Origin of the sequence: Klebsiella sp. EMBS2024 (assembly GCF_036233805.1) — a bacterium.
In the GTDB taxonomy this organism is placed as follows: Bacteria; Pseudomonadota; Gammaproteobacteria; order Enterobacterales; family Enterobacteriaceae; genus Klebsiella; species Klebsiella pneumoniae.
This window is the reverse complement of the sequence record NZ_JAZARW010000001.1, coordinates 2,940,970-2,959,138: the sequence shown is the minus strand read 5'-3', so window position 1 is coordinate 2,959,138 and position 18,169 is coordinate 2,940,970. Positions and strand designations below refer to the sequence as shown.

General features: G+C 56.7%; 15 protein-coding genes. 12 read left to right on the top strand and 3 right to left on the bottom strand.

Going from position 1 to position 18,169, the window contains the following annotated elements; genetic code table 11:
• Positions 1-16: 16 nt before the first annotated feature.
• On the bottom strand, positions 17-1,219 hold the full coding sequence (gene ackA / locus VZP09_RS13575; protein WP_002913195.1) for an acetate kinase: 1,203 nt from the start codon (positions 1,217-1,219) through the stop codon (positions 17-19).
• A gap of 337 nt (positions 1,220-1,556) precedes the next feature.
• On the opposite strand from ackA, the gene yfbV reads away from it, so the two are divergent.
• The 4 genes from yfbV (at position 1,557) to VZP09_RS13555 (ending at position 5,174) form a co-directional block, all read left to right on the top strand.
• Positions 1,557-2,012, top strand: a complete 456-nt coding sequence (gene yfbV, locus VZP09_RS13570; RefSeq protein ID WP_002913194.1) for a terminus macrodomain insulation protein YfbV — start codon at positions 1,557-1,559, stop codon at positions 2,010-2,012.
• Positions 2,013-2,099: 87 nt separating this feature from the next.
• The gene (locus tag VZP09_RS13565) at positions 2,100-2,594 is read left to right on the top strand and encodes a YfbU family protein (protein ID WP_002913193.1); all 495 of its coding nucleotides are present in this window, start codon (positions 2,100-2,102) and stop codon (positions 2,592-2,594) included.
• An 11-nt stretch (positions 2,595-2,605) separates the two neighbouring features.
• Positions 2,606-3,265 (top strand): sugar phosphatase, encoded by a 660-nt coding sequence (locus VZP09_RS13560; RefSeq protein WP_004174996.1) that lies wholly within the window; start codon positions 2,606-2,608, stop codon positions 3,263-3,265.
• Between the two features lie 76 nt (positions 3,266-3,341).
• Entirely contained in the window at positions 3,342-5,174 is a 1,833-nt protein-coding gene (locus tag VZP09_RS13555) for an SLC13 family permease (RefSeq protein ID WP_009484760.1), read from the top strand.
• 44 nt (positions 5,175-5,218) lie between these two features.
• Here the strand turns inward: VZP09_RS13555 and yfbR are convergent, their stop codons facing one another.
• A complete protein-coding gene (gene yfbR / locus VZP09_RS13550) occupies positions 5,219-5,818 on the bottom strand; it encodes a 5'-deoxynucleotidase (protein ID WP_002913188.1) in 600 nt (199 codons plus the stop codon).
• A gap of 81 nt (positions 5,819-5,899) precedes the next feature.
• Positions 5,900-7,117 (bottom strand): alanine transaminase AlaA, encoded by a 1,218-nt coding sequence (alaA, locus tag VZP09_RS13545; protein WP_002913185.1) that lies wholly within the window; start codon positions 7,115-7,117, stop codon positions 5,900-5,902.
• Positions 7,118-7,989: 872 nt separating this feature from the next.
• Between alaA and VZP09_RS13540 the strand changes: the two genes are divergently transcribed.
• From VZP09_RS13540 to nuoH, 8 genes are all read left to right on the top strand, one after another.
• Positions 7,990-8,916 carry a LysR family transcriptional regulator gene (locus VZP09_RS13540; RefSeq protein ID WP_002913183.1) on the top strand — a complete coding sequence of 309 codons (927 nt, stop codon included), beginning with the start codon at positions 7,990-7,992 and terminating at the stop codon, positions 8,914-8,916.
• Between the two features lie 651 nt (positions 8,917-9,567).
• Positions 9,568-10,014 carry an NADH-quinone oxidoreductase subunit NuoA gene (nuoA, locus tag VZP09_RS13535; RefSeq protein WP_002913181.1) on the top strand — a complete coding sequence of 149 codons (447 nt, stop codon included), beginning with the start codon at positions 9,568-9,570 and terminating at the stop codon, positions 10,012-10,014.
• A gap of 15 nt (positions 10,015-10,029) precedes the next feature.
• Positions 10,030-10,704, top strand: coding sequence for an NADH-quinone oxidoreductase subunit NuoB (gene nuoB, locus VZP09_RS13530; protein WP_002913178.1), 675 nt, complete (start codon positions 10,030-10,032; stop codon positions 10,702-10,704).
• 86 nt (positions 10,705-10,790) lie between these two features.
• Positions 10,791-12,599, top strand: coding sequence for an NADH-quinone oxidoreductase subunit C/D (nuoC, locus tag VZP09_RS13525; protein WP_002913162.1), 1,809 nt, complete (start codon positions 10,791-10,793; stop codon positions 12,597-12,599).
• Positions 12,600-12,601: 2 nt separating this feature from the next.
• Entirely contained in the window at positions 12,602-13,102 is a 501-nt protein-coding gene (gene nuoE / locus VZP09_RS13520) for an NADH-quinone oxidoreductase subunit NuoE (protein WP_002913160.1), read from the top strand.
• Positions 13,099-14,436, top strand: coding sequence for an NADH-quinone oxidoreductase subunit NuoF (gene nuoF, locus VZP09_RS13515; RefSeq protein WP_002913158.1), 1,338 nt, complete (start codon positions 13,099-13,101; stop codon positions 14,434-14,436). Before nuoE ends, nuoF begins: the two co-directional genes overlap by 4 nt.
• A gap of 32 nt (positions 14,437-14,468) precedes the next feature.
• A complete protein-coding gene (nuoG, locus tag VZP09_RS13510; protein ID WP_328795216.1) occupies positions 14,469-17,195 on the top strand; it encodes an NADH-quinone oxidoreductase subunit NuoG in 2,727 nt (908 codons plus the stop codon).
• Positions 17,192-18,169, top strand: coding sequence for an NADH-quinone oxidoreductase subunit NuoH (nuoH, locus tag VZP09_RS13505; RefSeq protein ID WP_328795215.1), 978 nt, complete (start codon positions 17,192-17,194; stop codon positions 18,167-18,169). Before nuoG ends, nuoH begins: the two co-directional genes overlap by 4 nt.

The following is an 18,169-nucleotide window of genomic DNA, read 5'->3' as shown; positions in this document are numbered from 1 at the left end:
GGCTGGCGATGTGGAATTATGCGGTCAGACGGCTGGCGTCTTGCGCGATGACCAGCTCTTCGTTGGTCGGGATAACCACGGCAGGACGTGTGCCTTCTTTGTTGATGAAGCCAGACTTGCCGAAGCGGGCAGCAAGGTTACGCTCATGGTCAACTTCAAAGCCCAGTACGCCCAGTTTGCCCAGCGACAGCTCACGCACCATCGCGGCGTTTTCACCGATACCACCGGTGAAAATAACGGCGTCAAGACGGCCGTCCATCAGCGCGGTGTAGGAACCGATGTATTTCGCCAGGCGGTGGCAGTAAACGTCCATCGCGCGTTTAGCGTCGGCTTTTTCCTGATAGTTGTCTTCCACGTAGCGGCAGTCGCTGGTGACTTCGGTCAGACCCAGCAGGCCGGACTCTTTGGTCAGCATTTTGTTGATCGCGTCAACGCTCATGCCCAGGGTGTCGTGCAGATGGAAGATGATGGCCGGATCGATGTCACCGGAGCGGGTACCCATCACCAGGCCTTCCAGCGGGGTCAGACCCATGGAGGTGTCAACGCATTTACCGTTACGGATAGCGGAAACAGAACCACCGTTGCCGAGGTGGCAGGTGATGATGTTCAGCTCTTCCACCGGCTTGTTGAGGATCTTAGCGGCTTCCTGAGTCACGTAGAAGTGGCTGGTGCCGTGCGCGCCGTAACGACGAACGCCGTGCTCTTTGTACAGGCTGTACGGCAGGGCGTAGAGATAGGATTCTTCCGGCATGGTCTGATGGAACGCCGTATCGAATACAGCCACGTTTTTGTCTTTCAGGTGCGGGAAGGATTTCAGCGCTTCAGCGATGCCGATCAGGTGTGCCGGGTTGTGCAGCGGTGCGAAAGACGCGGCGTCTTTAATACCCTGAATTACGGACTCGTCGATCACCACGGAGCTGGTGTATTTTTCACCGCCGTGTACGATACGGTGGCCGATTGCGGTCAGCTGAGCAGACAGTTCTGGTTTTTGTGCCAGAATAGTGTTAACGATAAAGTTCAGCGCTTCACTGTGCGCGGCGCCCGCGCCTAACTCGGCTTCTTGTTTGCTGCCGTCCATTTTCCATTTGATACGGGCTTCCGGCAGGTGGAAGCATTCCGCTAAACCGGACAGATATTCGTCGCCGTTCACGGCGTCAAGGATAGCAAATTTCAGAGAGGAGCTACCGCAGTTCAGAACCAGTACTAACTTACTCGACATGGAAGTACCTTTTTATGATACGTGGCTAAAAAAACGTCAGTGTGTCATTAGCGTAGCGCAGGATGACCTCGACATTTATGATTAACATCATGCCTTGTTCTGTTTTCGGGCACGATGAGAGAAGTACATTTGATTTTATGCCATTTTGCATAATTTTCAGCCAATGGCAGAATATGCGATAATTTGACTAGCCTGGCAAAGAGTCTAACCGCCCTTTCAGGCGGGCACAGGATACCTGATTGCGGCATCCTTTGCCAAAATCTTTTGAACGATGTCATGCATAGTTGGTGTTTTGCACGAATTTTTTAAGTTTTATATGTAAAGTTGAGGTAAAGCCATGTCGACCCCTGAGAAACGCCCCGTTAGCTTCTTTAGCTTGTTCAACCGCGGGCAGCATTACGCAAAGACCTGGCCTCTCGACAAGCGCCTCGCGCCGGTGTTTATTGAAAACCGCATTATTCGTGCCACCCGCTATGCTATCCGCATCATGCCGCCAATCGCCATTTTTACCCTCTGCTGGCAGATAGCTCTTGGCGGCCAGCTGGGCCCCGCCGTCGCTACCGCGCTGTTTGCGCTGAGCCTGCCGATGCAGGGACTCTGGTGGTTGGGTAAGCGTTCGGTGACGCCGCTGCCGCCCTCCATTCTTAACTGGTTCTATGAAGTGCGCGGTAAACTGCAGGAGGCGGGGCAGGCGCTGGCACCGGTCGAAGGCAAGCCCGATTATCAGGCGCTGGCTGACACGCTTAAGCGCGCCTTCAAACAACTGGATAAAACTTTCCTTGATGATTTGTAATTCACTACGGAAAACGCATATAAAAGAAGGCGCATGATTTATGCGCCTTCTTTATTTCACGCCCTACCGTGCTACAGGAGTCACAACATGGAAATGACCAATGCGCAGCGTCTGATTTTATCCAATCAGTACAAAATGATGACGATGCTCGACCCGGATAATGCGGAACGCTACCGTCGTCTGCAAACCATCATAGAGCGTGGGTATGGGCTACAGATGCGTGAACTGGACCGCGAGTTTGGCCAGTTGACGGAAGAAACCTGCCGTACCGTTATTGATATCATGGAGATGTACCACGCGCTGCACGTCTCCTGGACCAACCTGAAAGACGCGGCGGGTATCGATGAACGCCGGGTCACCTTCCTCGGATTTGATGCCGCCACCGAAGCGCGTTATCTCGGCTATGTGCGTTTTATGGTCAACGTTGAAGGCCGCTACAGCCATTTTGACGCCGGTACCCATGGCTTTAACTCGCAGACCCCGATGTGGGAGAAATATCAGCGGATGCTGAGCGTCTGGCACGCTTGCCCGCGCCAGTATCATCTGAGCAGTAATGAAATTAATCAAATTATCAACGCCTGAGGGAGGTGCCCGTGCAGTGTAAAGGTTTCCTGTTCGATTTAGACGGGACGCTGGTGGATTCCTTGCCGGTGGTGGAGCGTTCATGGTGCAAGTGGGGGGATCGTTTCGCCATTGACCATGATGAAATTCTCAGTTTTATTCACGGCAAGCAGGCCATTACCTCCATTCGCCATTTTATGCCGGGGCGCAGCGAGGAGGATATCCAGGCCGAATTTCGCTACCTCGAGCAGATAGAAGCCACTGATATTGAGGGTATCGTCGCGCTGCCGGGGGCATTAGCCCTGCTGAATACGCTCAATGAGGCCGGGATCCCGTGGGCGATTGTCACCTCCGGCTCGATTCCGGTTGCCCACGCGCGTCACCGCGCGGCGGGCCTGCCGATGCCTGAGGTGTTCGTCACCGCCGAGCAGGTGAAACACGGCAAACCGGCGCCGGACGCCTATCTGCTGGGCGCCGAGCGGCTGGGTCTGCCTGCCGGGGAGTGCGCGGTGGTGGAAGATGCGCCGGCGGGGCTCCTCTCCGGACTGGCGGCCGGCTGTCGCACTATCGCGGTCAACGTGCCCGCCGATGCCCCTCGCCTGGATGAAGCCGACCTCGTGCTGAGCAGCCTGGAAGATCTGGTGGTTGAACGCCAGACTGACGGCGTGGTAAATGTGCGTCTTAAAGCGTAAACCCATGATTTCGCCCCGCGTCGTCGGGGCTTTTTTACGCCACTATGTCGACTCCCACTTGTGACAAGGAAACGTTGTGAACGGTGAATTGATTTGGGTTTTATCCCTCCTGGCCATCGCGGTTGTGCTGTTTGCTACCGGCAAGGTGCGCATGGATGCTATCGCCCTGATGGTCATTGTCGCCTTTGTCCTCAGCGGAACGCTGACGTTAAATGAAGCTTTTTCCGGATTCAGCGATCCTAACGTGATCCTGATTGCCGCCCTGTTTATTATCGGCGATGGCCTGGTGCGCACCGGAGTCGCCACCAAAATGGGGGCATGGCTGGTGAGCGTGGCGGGGAACAGCGAAACCAAGATGCTGATCTACCTGATGCTCACCGTCGCCGGTCTGGGCGCGTTTATGAGCTCCACCGGGGTGGTCGCCATTTTCATCCCGGTGGTACTTAGCGTCTCGGCGCGGATGAATACCTCGCCATCGCGGCTGATGATGCCGCTGAGCTTCGCCGGGCTTATCAGCGGGATGATGACCCTGGTGGCGACGCCGCCCAACCTGGTGGTCAACAGTGAATTGCTGCGCGAGGGACTGCACGGCTTCAGCTTTTTCAGCGTCACGCCGATTGGCCTGGTGGTGCTGATCCTGGGCATCGTCTATATGCTGGCGGTGCGCTTTATGCTGAAGACGGATAATGGCGACTCCGCACGCGATGGGCGAAAAAGAAGCACCTTCCGCGATTTGATCCGCGAATATCACCTCACCGGCCGCGCTCGCCGGCTGGCCATCCGCCCGGGTTCGCCGATGATCGGTCAGCGGCTGGATGATTTAAAGCTGCGTGAGCGCTACTGCGCCAACGTGATCGGCGTTGAACGCTGGCGGCGGTTCCGCCGGGTAATTGTCAACGTCAACGGGGTATCGGAATTTCGCGCCCGCGACGTCCTGCTAATCGATATGTCCGCCTCCGATGTCGATTTACGCCAGTTCTGCGGCGAGCAAATGCTTGAGCCGATGGTGCTGCGCGGCGAGTATTTTGCCGATCAGGCGCTGGATGTGGGGATGGCGGAGGTGGCGCTGATCCCGGATTCAGAGATGATGGGCAAAACGGTGCGAGAGATAGCCTTCCGCACCCGGTTTGGTCTCAATATCGTCGGCATGAAGCGCGATGGCAAAGCGATGGATGGTTCGGTGGTCGACGAGCCGCTGCAGCTCGGCGATATCCTGCTGGTGGTCGGCAACTGGCGGCAAATTGCCCTGCTGGCGAAGCGCGGCCGGGATTTCGTGGTGCTCAATATGCCGGTTGAGGTCGATGACGCTTCGCCGGCCCACAGCCAGGCTCCGCATGCGATTTTCTGCCTGGTGCTGATGGTAGCCCTGATGCTCACCGATGAAATTCCCAACCCGATTGCCGCGATTATCGCCTGTCTGCTGATGGGCAAATTCCGCTGCATCAATGCCGAGAGCGCCTACAAGGCGATCCACTGGCCGAGCATTATTTTGATTGTTGGGATGATGCCGTTTGCCCTGGCGCTGCAAAAAACCGGCGGGGTGGATCTGGTGGTGAAGGGGCTGATGGATGTCGCCGGAGGCGAGGGGCCTTATCTGATGCTCGGCTGCCTGTTCGTGATGTGCGCGGCGATTGGGCTGTTTATCTCAAACACCGCCACGGCGGTGCTGATGGCGCCTATTGCCTTAGCGGCGGCGAAGTCAATGGGCGTCTCACCCTATCCTTTTGCCATGGTGGTGGCGATGGCGGCTTCGGCGGCGTTTATGACCCCGGTCTCCTCGCCGGTTAACACCCTGGTGCTTGGCCCGGGCAAGTACTCATTTAGCGATTTTGTCAAAATAGGCGTGCCCTTTACCATACTGGTGATGGTGGTCTGCGTCCTGCTGATCCCGGTACTGTTTCCGTTTTAAGATATTCTGGCCGGGTAGAGCACAACCGCCGCCCGGCCAGAACCTTACAGCGGCGAATCCTGGCTAATTTCGTCCAGCGACAGCTGGAAGCTTGGGACGAACACTTGCATAAAGTAATCCATCTCCGCGCTGCGCCGCGATGCCAGGGTCTTTTCCAGCCGACCTTTGGCCAGCAGAAATTCGTTATTGCCTGCAGACAGCTCTTCGAGGCACTTCAGGTAAGCGCAGAGGGCGTCAGCCTGTTTAACGATCGACTGCTCTTCCTCACTGTAGTGATGCTCATCAATCAGCGGCTCGAAAATATCGCGCAGCTCGTCAGGGACCATATCCACCAGCTTTTGCTGAGCAATTTTCTCAATCGCCTTATATTCCTGGGCAATCTGGGAGTTGAAATATTTCACCGGAGTAGGGAGGTCGCCAGTTAGTACTTCCGAGGCGTCATGGTACATCGCCAGCAGGGCGATACGCTCGGCGTTGACCTGGCCGCCAAATTTGCGGTTTTTAATCGCCGCCAGCGCGTGGGCGACCATCGCCACCTGCAGGCTGTGTTCGGAGACATTTTCGGTGCGCACGTTGCGCATCAGCGGCCAGCGGTTAATCAGTTTCAGGCGGGAGAGGTGGGCAAAGAAATGACTCTGACTCATAGGGACCCTTAATCAGTGACAACATCGGGTTCCATTGTGCGCAGGGATCGCCGCCGGATGCAAATGCCGGCGGCGGCGCGATTAAAGCTGATGGTAGCCGGAGAGGAAGCGGCCAAAGCGGGAGATAGCCATCTCCAGGTCGTCTTCGCGCGGCAGGGTCACGATGCGTACGTGATCCGGCCACGGCCAGTTAAAGGCGGTGCCCTGCACCAGCAGGACTTTCTCCTGCAGCAGGAAGTCGAGCACCATTTTCTGGTCGTCATGAATATTGAAGCGTTTGGCGTCGATTTTCGGGAACATATACAGCGCGCCTTTTGGCTTCACGCAGGAGACGCCCGGAATATCGTTGATAAGCTCCCAAGCGCGGTTGCGTTGTTCATACAGGCGTCCGCCGGGGATGATGAATTCGCTGATGCTCTGATAGCCGCCCAGCGCCGTCTGGATAGCATGCTGGGCCGGCACGTTGGCGCACAGACGCATTGAAGCCAGCATCTCCAGCCCTTCGATATAGCCCTTCGCGTGTTTTTTCGGGCCATTCAGCACCATCCAGCCCTGACGGAAGCCGGCAACGCGATAGGTTTTCGACAATCCGTTAAAGGTCACCGTCAGCAGGTCCGGCGCCAGGGCGGCAATAGAGTGATGCTGGGCTTCGTCGTAGAGGATCTTGTCGTAAATTTCATCGGCGAAAATGATCAGATTATGCTGACGAGCGATCTCCACGATCTCCTGCAGCAATTCTTTGGAATAGACCGCGCCGGTGGGGTTGTTAGGGTTAATGATCACGATCCCGCGGGTGCGCGGTGTGATTTTTGCGCGGATGTCGTCCAGATCCGGGAACCAGTCAGAGGATTCGTCACACAGATAGTGCACCGCTTTGCCGCTGGAAAGCGACACCGCCGCCGTCCACAGCGGGTAGTCCGGGGCGGGAACCAGCATCTCATCGCCGCTGTTTAACAGCGCCTGCATCGCCTGCACAATCAGTTCGGACACGCCGTTGCCGATATAGATGTCTTCCACCGTGACATCGCGCATACCCCGGGCCTGGTAATGCTGCATGATAGCTTTACGCGCCGAGTACAATCCTTTCGAATCGCAGTAACCCTGGGCGGTAGGCAAATTGCGGATGACGTCGACGAGGATCTCGTCAGGGGCCTCGAAGCCGAATGGCGCCGGGTTGCCGATGTTCAGTTTCAGAACCTTATTGCCTTCTTCTTCAAGACGTTTGGCTTCTTTCAGAACCGGGCCGCGGATGTCATAACAGACGTTCTCTAACTTGCTGGATTTTTCGATGGGGGACATGAATCTTGACCTTTTAGCTGTTATCGCCACTCCCTGCCGTGGAAGTCAGCACGGAACAATGTACTCCCCCTCCCCGCTGTTTTGAAGGCTTTGCAGGAGAAGATTTTGCTAACGCCGGATTTTAAGCGCAATTGATTTATCTACCGATTGCGGATTTGGTCTGTGGCTTATGCCTTTTTATGTCGATTTTTTGGTCGTAAATATAGATTTAGTAGCGGTTTTGCCATCATTTATCTCGTTTGTTTGCCCGGTAATATGGGGAGGGAGAAGGGGGAGTCGCTAAAAAACGCTATCCTGCATACAAGCGCGATTGGCTTGTAATTTTGATGTTAAATAATTTTAATAAAAAACAGCGTGCGACCACATTATTATTATTTTTANCGGGTAATAATCTGAGGTTTGTTAATTAATATAAAATGTTGAAAAAAATTTAAAATTGTCTCAGTTAATCCTTATTAAGGCTTATAAAAAGGAGGGGGATAGGTTAGAATATCACCGTTAATATCCGTGTTAACCGCCAAGAACTGCGGTTGCATTGAGATTTAATATATTGTTATTACAGGATTTTATTGTTCCTTTTCTGCCGGAAAGTTACGCCAGAAGAGCGATTTTCTCAGCATCACTGACCGGGTTCCCGCGGCGACGTATGGCGCCTGGCTGGTCGTGGTAATAAATAATAATGAGAAATACGAACAATATATTACTCCGCAGTTCTGCGCATTTGCCCAGACGAGTACTTTGGCATGTAATAACGTTCGTCCAGTTGTTTATCCGCCGTCAGACGGTGAGCACGAGGCTCAGGGAATAGCCGGAAACCTGGCGTAAAGCATCAACAAGGCAGGTCAGCGTTAGCCACCTGTAAGTGAAGAAAGATGATTAATACAACACGTCCCATACTCAACCTCGATCTCGATCTGCTGCGTACCTTTGTCGCGGTCGCTGATTTGAACACTTTTGCCGCCGCCGCCGCCGCAGTGTGTCGTACTCAGTCCGCGGTCAGTCAGCAAATGCAACGCCTGGAACAGCTGGTGGGCAAAGAGCTTTTCGCCCGCCACGGCCGCAATAAGCTGCTGACCGAGCAGGGGATCCAGCTGCTGGGCTATGCCCGCAAAATTCTCCGTTTTAACGATGAAGCCTGTATGTCGCTGATGTATGGCAGCCTGCAGGGGGCTCTGAGCATCGGTGCGTCAGAAGAAACGGCTGACACCATCCTGCCGTTTTTGTTAAACCGCATCGGCTGTTTCTATCCCAGAATGACGTTGGAGATCAAAGTTCACCCCCATGCCGCCATCATGGAGATGTTGGCCGAGGGGCTGGTCGATCTGGCGTTGACCACCCATCAGCCTCCCGGCTTTACCTCTTTTACCCTGAGAACATCACCTACTCTCTGGTATTGTGCAGCGGAATATGTGCTGGCGAAGGGGGAATCTATCCCCCTGATCCTGCTCGAAGAGCCAAGTCCATTCCGCCAGGATATTATCGCCGCGCTGGAAACTGCTCGCGTCAGTTGGCATCTGGCCCACGGAGCTTCCTCGCTATCGGGCGTGAAAGCGGCGGTGAAGGCCGGGCTGGGCGTGACTGCGCGCCCGGTCGAAATGATGAGCCCGGATCTACGCGTGGCTGGCATCAGTGAGGGGTTACCGGCGTTGCCGGACACCCGGTACGTCGTCAGCTGCAATCCGCGGACGGTGAGCGAACTGCCGCAGGCGATTTTTCAGTCTCTGAGCCAGGAGATCCATCCCTGGGAAACGGGCACAGCACTTACTCCGGAAGAGGGAGGGAATACCTTGGTTTTGTAAGGGTATTCTTGCTAACAAAGATCACAAAAACTGGTAACAGAATGTAAGTGCCCAAAAAGAGCCTCAGGAGTTGGTTTCCCGCCTGGCGGCTCTTTTTTTTGCACTCTTATTGATGTTTTGAATCTTTTTTGTATTTCTTTGCAGAAAAATCAGCGTATTGGCGTGACAAGGCGCTCAGCTTGTCGACTTTTCCCTGCACTTTCAACACTTCCTGCTAATGTTAAAAAACCGGATGGATTGTTGCCGATTTCCTGGGGTAATTAACAAAACCGTGTCGCAGATCAAGAAAATACCCCTCTTTGGGGGGAGGAATCGAGGCTAAATCCTGTCAAAATAGAAGGGATTTTTGATTTACGACGGAAACGGACACGATTCAACAACACTAAAACCGAACAGTATGCAAGGTTATTTCGCAGAAAAGGGCATTTAATGTTAATGAAAAGATTCCAATGTAAATTAATGTTATGAAAACTTTTGTTAAAGTTGACAAAAGGTTAAAGAAAGGGGTAAAAAGCCACGGCATCTGGGCTTCTCACATCGACCAGGGACGCTTTTTTGCACGGTTATTTTTTATTCCTCCCGTGAAACGCTGTGGCGTTCATCTGCCAGTAAGAGCAGAGGGTTTTGGCGCTACACTTTTTTGGTTAAGCAATGCGTATGTCAACATCCACTGAAGTCATCGCTCATCATTGGGCATTCGCTATATTTCTCATCATCGCTATCGGCCTGTGCTGCCTCATGCTCGTCGGCGGCTGGTACCTTGGCGGTCGCGCGCGCGCGCGTAGTAAAAACACGCCGTTTGAATCGGGGATCGACTCCGTCGGTTCGGCCCGCTTACGTCTTTCTGCGAAGTTTTATCTGGTTGCCATGTTCTTCGTTATCTTCGACGTGGAAGCCCTGTATCTCTACGCATGGTCGACCTCTATCCGCGAGAGCGGCTGGGTCGGCTTTGTGGAAGCCGCAATTTTCATTTTAGTGCTACTGGCTGGTCTGGTTTATCTCGTTCGCATCGGCGCACTGGACTGGACGCCTGCGCGTTCCCGTCGCACGCTGGTTAACCCGGAAACAGACAGTCCCACTAACCGTCATATGCAGTAAAAGCGAGGCAATAAGATGGATTATACGCTCACCCGCATAGATCCTAACGGTGAGAACGACCGTTACCCCCTGCAGAAACAGGAGATCGTTACCGATCCTCTGGAGCAGGAAGTCAATAAAAGCGTGTATATGGGGAAACTCGAACACGCGCTGCATGACATGGTGAACTGGGGCCGTAAGAACTCAATTTGGCCGTACAACTTCGGCCTTTCTTGCTGTTATGTGGAAATGGTGACGTCATTCACTGCGGTGCATGACGTTGCGCGTTTTGGGGCAGAAGTTCTGCGCGCCTCTCCGCGTCAGGCGGACCTGATGGTGGTCGCGGGAACCTGCTTTACCAAAATGGCGCCGGTTATTCAGCGTCTCTACGATCAGATGCTGGAGCCGAAGTGGGTGATCTCCATGGGCGCCTGCGCCAACTCAGGCGGGATGTACGACATCTATTCCGTCGTCCAGGGCGTGGATAAATTCATTCCGGTCGATGTGTACATCCCGGGCTGCCCGCCGCGTCCGGAGGCCTATATGCAGGCGCTGATGCTGCTGCAGGAGTCCATTGGTAAAGAACGTCGTCCGCTCTCATGGGTGGTTGGCGATCAGGGCGTTTATCGCGCCAATATGCAGTCGGAACGCGAGCGTAAACGCGGCGAACGTATTGCAGTGACCAATCTGCGGACGCCGGACGAGATTTAATTTGCGCCTGCGGGCGGGAGAACCACTTCGCAAATCAATCTACAACAGCGCGAAGTCTCGCCGGCAGTCACCACGGACCTTTTGCAATGGTGAACAATATGACCGATTTAACCGCGCATGACGCCGCACCAGCCTGGCAAACCCGCGATCACCTTGATGACCCGGTGATTGGCGAACTGCGCAACCGCTTTGGGCCGGATGCCTTTACCGTTCAGCCAACCCGTACCGGCGTACCGGTGGTATGGGTGAAGCGTGAACAGCTGCTGGAGGTGGGTGATTTCCTGAAGAAATTGCCGAAGCCTTACGTGATGCTGTTTGACCTGCACGGCATGGACGAACGTCTGCGCACGCACCGCGATGGCCTGCCCGCCGCGGATTTTTCCGTTTTCTATCACCTGATCTCTATCGATCGCAACCGCGACATCATGCTCAAGGTGGCGCTGTCGGAAAACGATCTGCATCTGCCGACCTTCACCAAACTGTTCCCCAACGCCAACTGGTATGAGCGTGAAACCTGGGAAATGTTTGGCATTACCTTCGATGGTCACCCGAACCTGCGTCGCATCATGATGCCGCCGACCTGGGAAGGTCACCCGCTGCGTAAAGATTATCCGGCGCGTGCCACCGAGTTCGACCCGTTTGAGCTGACCAAAGCCAAACAGGATCTGGAGATGGAGGCGCTGACCTTTAAACCGGAAGAGTGGGGCATGAAGCGCGGCACCGACAACGAGGACTTCATGTTCCTCAACCTCGGTCCGAACCACCCATCGGCGCATGGTGCGTTCCGCATTATTCTGCAGCTGGACGGCGAAGAGATCGTCGACTGCGTACCGGATATCGGTTATCACCACCGCGGCGCCGAGAAGATGGGCGAGCGTCAGTCCTGGCACAGCTACATCCCGTATACCGACCGTATTGAATATCTCGGCGGCTGCGTCAACGAGATGCCGTACGTGCTGGCGGTGGAAAAACTGGCTGGGATCACCGTACCGGATCGCGTGAACGTGATCCGCGTGATGCTCTCCGAGCTGTTCCGCATCAACAGCCACCTGCTGTATATCTCGACCTTTATTCAGGACGTCGGCGCGATGACGCCGGTCTTCTTCGCCTTTACCGATCGGCAGAAAATTTACGATCTGGTGGAAGCGATTACCGGGTTCCGTATGCACCCGGCGTGGTTCCGCATCGGCGGCGTCGCGCACGATCTGCCGCGTGGCTGGGATCGCCTGCTGCGTGAGTTCCTCGAGTGGATGCCGAAGCGTCTGGACTCCTATGAGAAGGCCGCCCTGCGCAACACCATTCTGAAAGGCCGTTCCGTCGGCGTGGCAGCCTATACCGCCAAAGAGGCGCTGGAGTGGGGCACCACCGGCGCAGGCCTGCGCGCCACCGGTATCGACTTCGACGTGCGTAAATGGCGTCCTTACTCTGGCTATGAAAACTTCGACTTCGAAGTCCCGACCGGGGGGGGCGTCTCTGACTGCTACACCCGCGTGATGCTGAAAGTAGAAGAGCTGCGCCAGAGTCTGCGCATTCTTCAGCAGTGCCTCGATAACATGCCGGAAGGCCCGTTCAAAGCGGATCACCCGCTGACCACGCCGCCGCCGAAAGAGCGCACGCTGCAGCATATCGAAACCCTGATCACCCACTTCCTACAGGTATCGTGGGGCCCGGTGATGCCGGCCAACGAATCTTTCCAGATGATTGAGGCGACCAAAGGGATCAACAGTTACTACCTGACCAGCGACGGCAGCACCATGAGCTACCGTACCCGCGTGCGTACGCCGAGCTTTGCGCACCTGCAGCAGATCCCGTCGGCGATCCGCGGCAGCCTGGTATCCGACCTGATCGTCTATCTGGGTAGTATCGATTTTGTTATGTCAGACGTGGACCGCTAATTATGCACGAGAATCAACAACCACAAACCGAGGCTTTTGAGCTGAGTGCGGCAGAGCGTGAGGCTATTGAGCACGAGAAGCACCACTACGAAGACCCGCGTGCGGCGTCCATCGAAGCGCTGAAAATCGTTCAGAAACAGCGCGGCTGGGTGCCGGATGGCGCGATCTACGCTATCGCCGATGTGCTGGGGATCCCGGCCAGCGACGTGGAAGGCGTGGCGACGTTCTACAGCCAGATTTTCCGCCAGCCGGTTGGCCGTCACGTGATCCGCTACTGCGACAGCGTGGTATGCCACATCACCGGTTATCAGGGTATTCAGGCCGCCATTGAGAAGAAACTGAATATCAAGCCGGGGCAGACCACCTTTGATGGCCGCTTTACCCTGCTGCCGACCTGCTGCCTGGGTAACTGCGACAAGGGACCGACCATGATGATTGATGAGGATACTCACAGCCATCTGACGCCGGAGGCAATTCCTGACCTGCTGGAGCAGTACAAATGAAAACCGTAATTCGTACTGCGGAAACGCATCCGCTCACCTGGCGCCTGCGCGACGACAAGCAGCCGGTGTGGCTGGACGAGTATCGCAGTAAAAATGGCTATGAAGGGGCGCGTAAAGCCCTGACCGGGATGGCCCCGGATGAGATTGTCACGGCGGTAAAAGACGCTGGCCTGAAAGGGCGCGGCGGCGCGGGCTTCTCCACTGGTCTGAAGTGGAGCCTGATGCCGAAAGACGAATCCATGAACATCCGTTACCTGCTGTGTAACGCCGATGAAATGGAGCCGGGCACCTATAAAGACCGCCTGCTGATGGAGCAGCTGCCGCACCTGCTGGTGGAAGGCATGCTGATCTCCGCGTTTGCGCTGAAAGCGTACCGCGGCTACATCTTCCTGCGCGGGGAATATATTGAAGCGGCCCAGCATCTGCGTCGCGCGATTGCTGAAGCCACCGAAGCGGGTCTGTTGGGGAAAAACATCCTCGGCACCGGGTTTGACTTCGAGCTGTTCGTGCACACCGGGGCAGGGCGCTATATCTGCGGCGAAGAGACGGCGCTGATCAACTCCCTGGAAGGCCGCCGCGCCAACCCGCGATCCAAGCCGCCGTTCCCGGCGAGCTCCGGCGTCTGGGGCAAGCCGACCTGCGTCAACAACGTAGAAACCCTGTGCAACGTGCCAGCGATCCTCGCCAACGGCGTCGAGTGGTACCAGAACATTTCCACCAGCAAAGATGCTGGCACCAAGCTGATGGGCTTCTCCGGCCGGGTGAAGAATCCGGGCGTCTGGGAGCTGCCGTTCGGCACCACTGCCCGCGAGATCCTCGAAGATTACGCCGGCGGTATGCGCGATGGCCTGAAGTTTAAAGCCTGGCAACCGGGTGGAGCAGGGACCGACTTCCTCACCGAAGCGCACCTCGATCTGCCGATGGAATTCGAAAGCATTGGTAAAGCGGGCAGCCGTCTGGGCACCTCGCTGGCGATGGCCGTTGACCACGAGATCAACATGGTCTCGCTGGTGCGCAACCTTGAAGAGTTCTTTGCCCGCGAGTCCTGCGGCTGGTGTACGCCGTGCCGCGATGGTCTGCCGTGGAGCGTGAAGATCCTGCGCGCCCTGGAGCGCGGCGAAGGCCAGCCTGGCGATATCGAAACCCTTGAGCAACTGTGTCGATTCCTGGGCCCGGGTAAAACCTTCTGCGCGCACGCGCCGGGCGCGGTCGAGCCGCTACAGAGCGCGATTAAATATTTCCGCGAAGAATTCGAGGCTGGCATTAAGCAGCAGTTCAGCAATACCCATGCAATCAACGGGATTCAGCCGAACCTGCTTAAGACGCGCTGGTAATCTAAAGGTTTTTTATTTTTGGAAGCACGCAAATGGCTACGATTCATGTAGACGGCAAAGAATACGAGGTCAACGGGGCGGACAACCTGCTAGAGGCTTGTCTCTCTCTTGGTCTTGATATTCCCTACTTTTGCTGGCACCCGGCGCTAGGGAGCGTCGGTGCTTGCCGCCAGTGTGCGGTGAAGCAATATCAGAACGCGGAAGACACGCGTGGTCGCCTGGTGATGTCCTGTATGACTCCGGCATCCGACGGCACCTTTATTTCTATCGACGACAGCGAAGCGAAGCAGTTCCGCGAAAGCGTGGTGGAGTGGTTGATGACTAACCACCCGCACGACTGCCCGGTCTGCGAAGAGGGCGGCAACTGCCACCTGCAGGATATGACGGTGATGACCGGTCATAGCTTCCGCCGCTATCGTTTCACCAAGCGTACCCACCGCAATCAGGATCTGGGGCCGTTTATTTCGCACGAAATGAACCGCTGCATCGCCTGCTACCGCTGCGTGCGCTACTACAAAGATTATGCCGACGGCACCGATCTGGGCGTCTATGGCGCGCACGACAACGTCTACTTCGGCCGCCCGGAAGATGGCACCCCGGAGAGCGAGTTCTCCGGCAACCTGGTGGAAGTCTGCCCGACCGGCGTTTTCACCGACAAAACCCACTCCGAGCGCTATAACCGTAAGTGGGACATGCAGTTTGCGCCGAGCATCTGCCAGCAGTGTTCCATCGGCTGTAACATCAGCCCGGGCGAACGCTATGGCGAGTTGCGTCGTATCGAAAACCGCTATAACGGTACCGTGAACCGCTACTTCCTGTGCGACCGCGGTCGTTTCGGCTATGGCTACGTGAACCTGAAAGACCGTCCGCGTCAGCCGGTACAGCGCCGCGGCGACGATCTGATCACCCTTAACGCCGAGCAGGCGATGCAGGGGGCGGCGGATATCCTGCGCCAGTCGAAGAAAGTGATCGGCATCGGTTCCCCGCGCGCCAGCATTGAAAGCAACTTCGCGCTGCGCGAGCTGGTGGGCGCCGACAACTTCTATACCGGTATCGCCAAAGGCGAACAAGCGCGCCTGCAGATGATGCTGAAAGTGCTGCGCGAGGGCGGGATCCACACGCCAAGCCTGCGCGATATCGAATCCTACGATACGGTACTGGTGCTGGGCGAAGACATTACCCAGACCGGCGCGCGCGTGGCCCTGGCGGTACGCCAGGCAGTGAAAGGGAAAGCACGCGAAATGGCGGCGGCGCAGAAAGTGGCCGACTGGCAGATCGCCGCGATCCTCAACATCGGCCAGCGCGCCAAGCACCCGCTATTCGTCACCAACGTCGATGACACCCGCCTGGATGACATCGCGGCGTGGACCTACCGCGCGCCGGTAGAAGATCAGGCGCGTCTCGGCTTTGCTATTGCCCATGCGCTGGACGACAGCGCGCCGGCGGTTGACGGCCTGAGCCAGGACCTGCAGGGTAAAGTTGACGTTATCGTTCAGGCGCTGGCCGGGGCGAAAAAACCGCTGATCATCTCCGGGACCAACGCCGGCAGCATGGAGATCATCCAGGCCGCCGCTAACGTGGCGAAAGCTCTGAAAGGCCGCGGCGCCGATGTCGGGGTGACCATGGTCGCCCGGGCGGTTAACAGCGTCGGACTGGGCATGATCGGCGGCGGCTCGCTTGAAGAGGCGCTGGACGAACTGGAAAGCGGCGCCGCAGACGCGGTTATCGTGCTGGAAAACGACCTTCACCGTCATGCTTCCGCCGCGCGCGTTGACGCTGCGCTGGCGAAAGCGCCGCTGGTGATGGTGGTGGATCATCAGCGCACCGCGATTATGGACAAAGCGCACCTGGTGCTCTCCGCGGCAAGCTTTGCGGAAAGCGACGGTACCGTGGTGAACAACGAAGGCCGCGCCCAACGTTTCTTCCAGGTTTACGATCCGGCTTACTACGACGCGAAAACCGTAATGCTGGAAAGCTGGCGCTGGCTGCATTCGCTGCACAGCACCGTCAACAACCGTCAGGTTGACTGGACTCAGCTGGACCACGTCATTGATGCGGCGATTGCGGCGCTGCCGCAGCTGGCGGGCATTAAAGACGCCGCGCCGGATGCGACCTTCCGCATTCGCGGCCAGAAGCTGGCGCGTGAACCGCACCGCTACAGCGGCCGCACGGCGATGCGCGCTAACATCAGCGTGCACGAGCCGCGTCAGCCGCAGGATAAAGACACGATGTTCGCCTTCTCCATGGAAGGGAACAACCAGCCGTCCGCCCCGCGTTCGCAGATCCCGTTCGCCTGGGCGCCGGGCTGGAACTCCCCGCAGGCATGGAACAAGTTCCAGGATGAAGTGGGCGGGAAACTGCGCCACGGCGATCCGGGCGTTCGTCTGTTTGAAGCGTCCACCAGCGGACTGGAGTACTTCACGGCGGTGCCGGCCAGCTTCCAGGCGGAAGAGGGCAAATGGCGAATTGCGCCGTACTACCATCTGTTCGGCAGCGATGAGCTGTCTCAGCGCGCGCCGGTGTTCCAGAGCCGGATGCCTGAGCCGTACATCAAGCTGAACCCGGCGGATGCCGCGAAGCTTGGCGTCAACCCAGGCGCAATGCTCTCCTTTAGCGTGGAAGGCCAGACCCTGCGTCTGCCGCTGGTTATCTCTGAAGGCCTGACCGCGGGACAGGTTGGCTTACCGATGGGCATGCCGGGCATTGCGCCGGTGCTGACCGGATCGCGTATTGATTCACTGCAGGAGGCGAAAGCATGAGCTGGTTAACGCCGGATCTTATCGACATTCTGTTAAGCATCCTGAAGGCCGTGGTCATTCTGCTGGTGGTTGTCACCTGCNGCGCGTTCATGAGCTTCGGCGAGCGTCGTCTGCTCGGCTTGTTCCAGAACCGCTACGGACCTAACCGCGTCGGCTGGGGCGGTTCGCTGCAGCTGGTCGCCGACATGATCAAGATGTTCTTTAAAGAGGACTGGATCCCGCGCTTCTCCGATCGCGTGATCTTTACTCTGGCGCCGGTTATCGCCTTTACCTCGCTGCTGCTGGCCTTCGCTATCGTGCCGGTTAGCCCGACGTGGGTGGTGGCCGACCTGAACATCGGCATCCTCTTCTTCCTGATGATGGCAGGCCTGGCGGTCTACGCTGTGCTGTTCGCCGGTTGGTCGAGCAATAACAAATACTCGCTGCTGGGGGCGATGCGTGCTTCCGCGCAGACCCTGAGCTACGAAGTGTTTCTCGGTCTCTCCCTGATGGGCGTGGTGGCGCAGGCGGGGTCATTCAATATGACCGATATCGTCAACAACCAGGCGCATCTGTGGAACGTTATCCCGCAGTTCTTCGGCTTCGTGACTTTCGCCATCGCCGGCGTGGCGGTGTGTCACCGTCACCCGTTCGACCAGCCGGAAGCGGAGCAGGAACTGGCCGATGGTTACCACATTGAATATTCCGGCATGAAATTCGGTCTGTTCTTCGTCGGGGAATACATCGGTATCGTCACCGTTTCAGCGCTGATCGTCACGCTGTTCTTCGGCGGCTGGAATGGCCCGTGGTTACCTCCTTTCATCTGGTTCGCGCTGAAAACCGCGTTCTTCATGATGATGTTCATTTTGATCCGCGCATCATTACCGCGTCCGCGCTATGACCAGGTAATGTCCTTTGGCTGGAAGGTATGCCTGCCGTTAACGCTGGTCAACTTGTTGGTAACGGCGGCTGTCATTCTCTGGCAGGCGCAATAA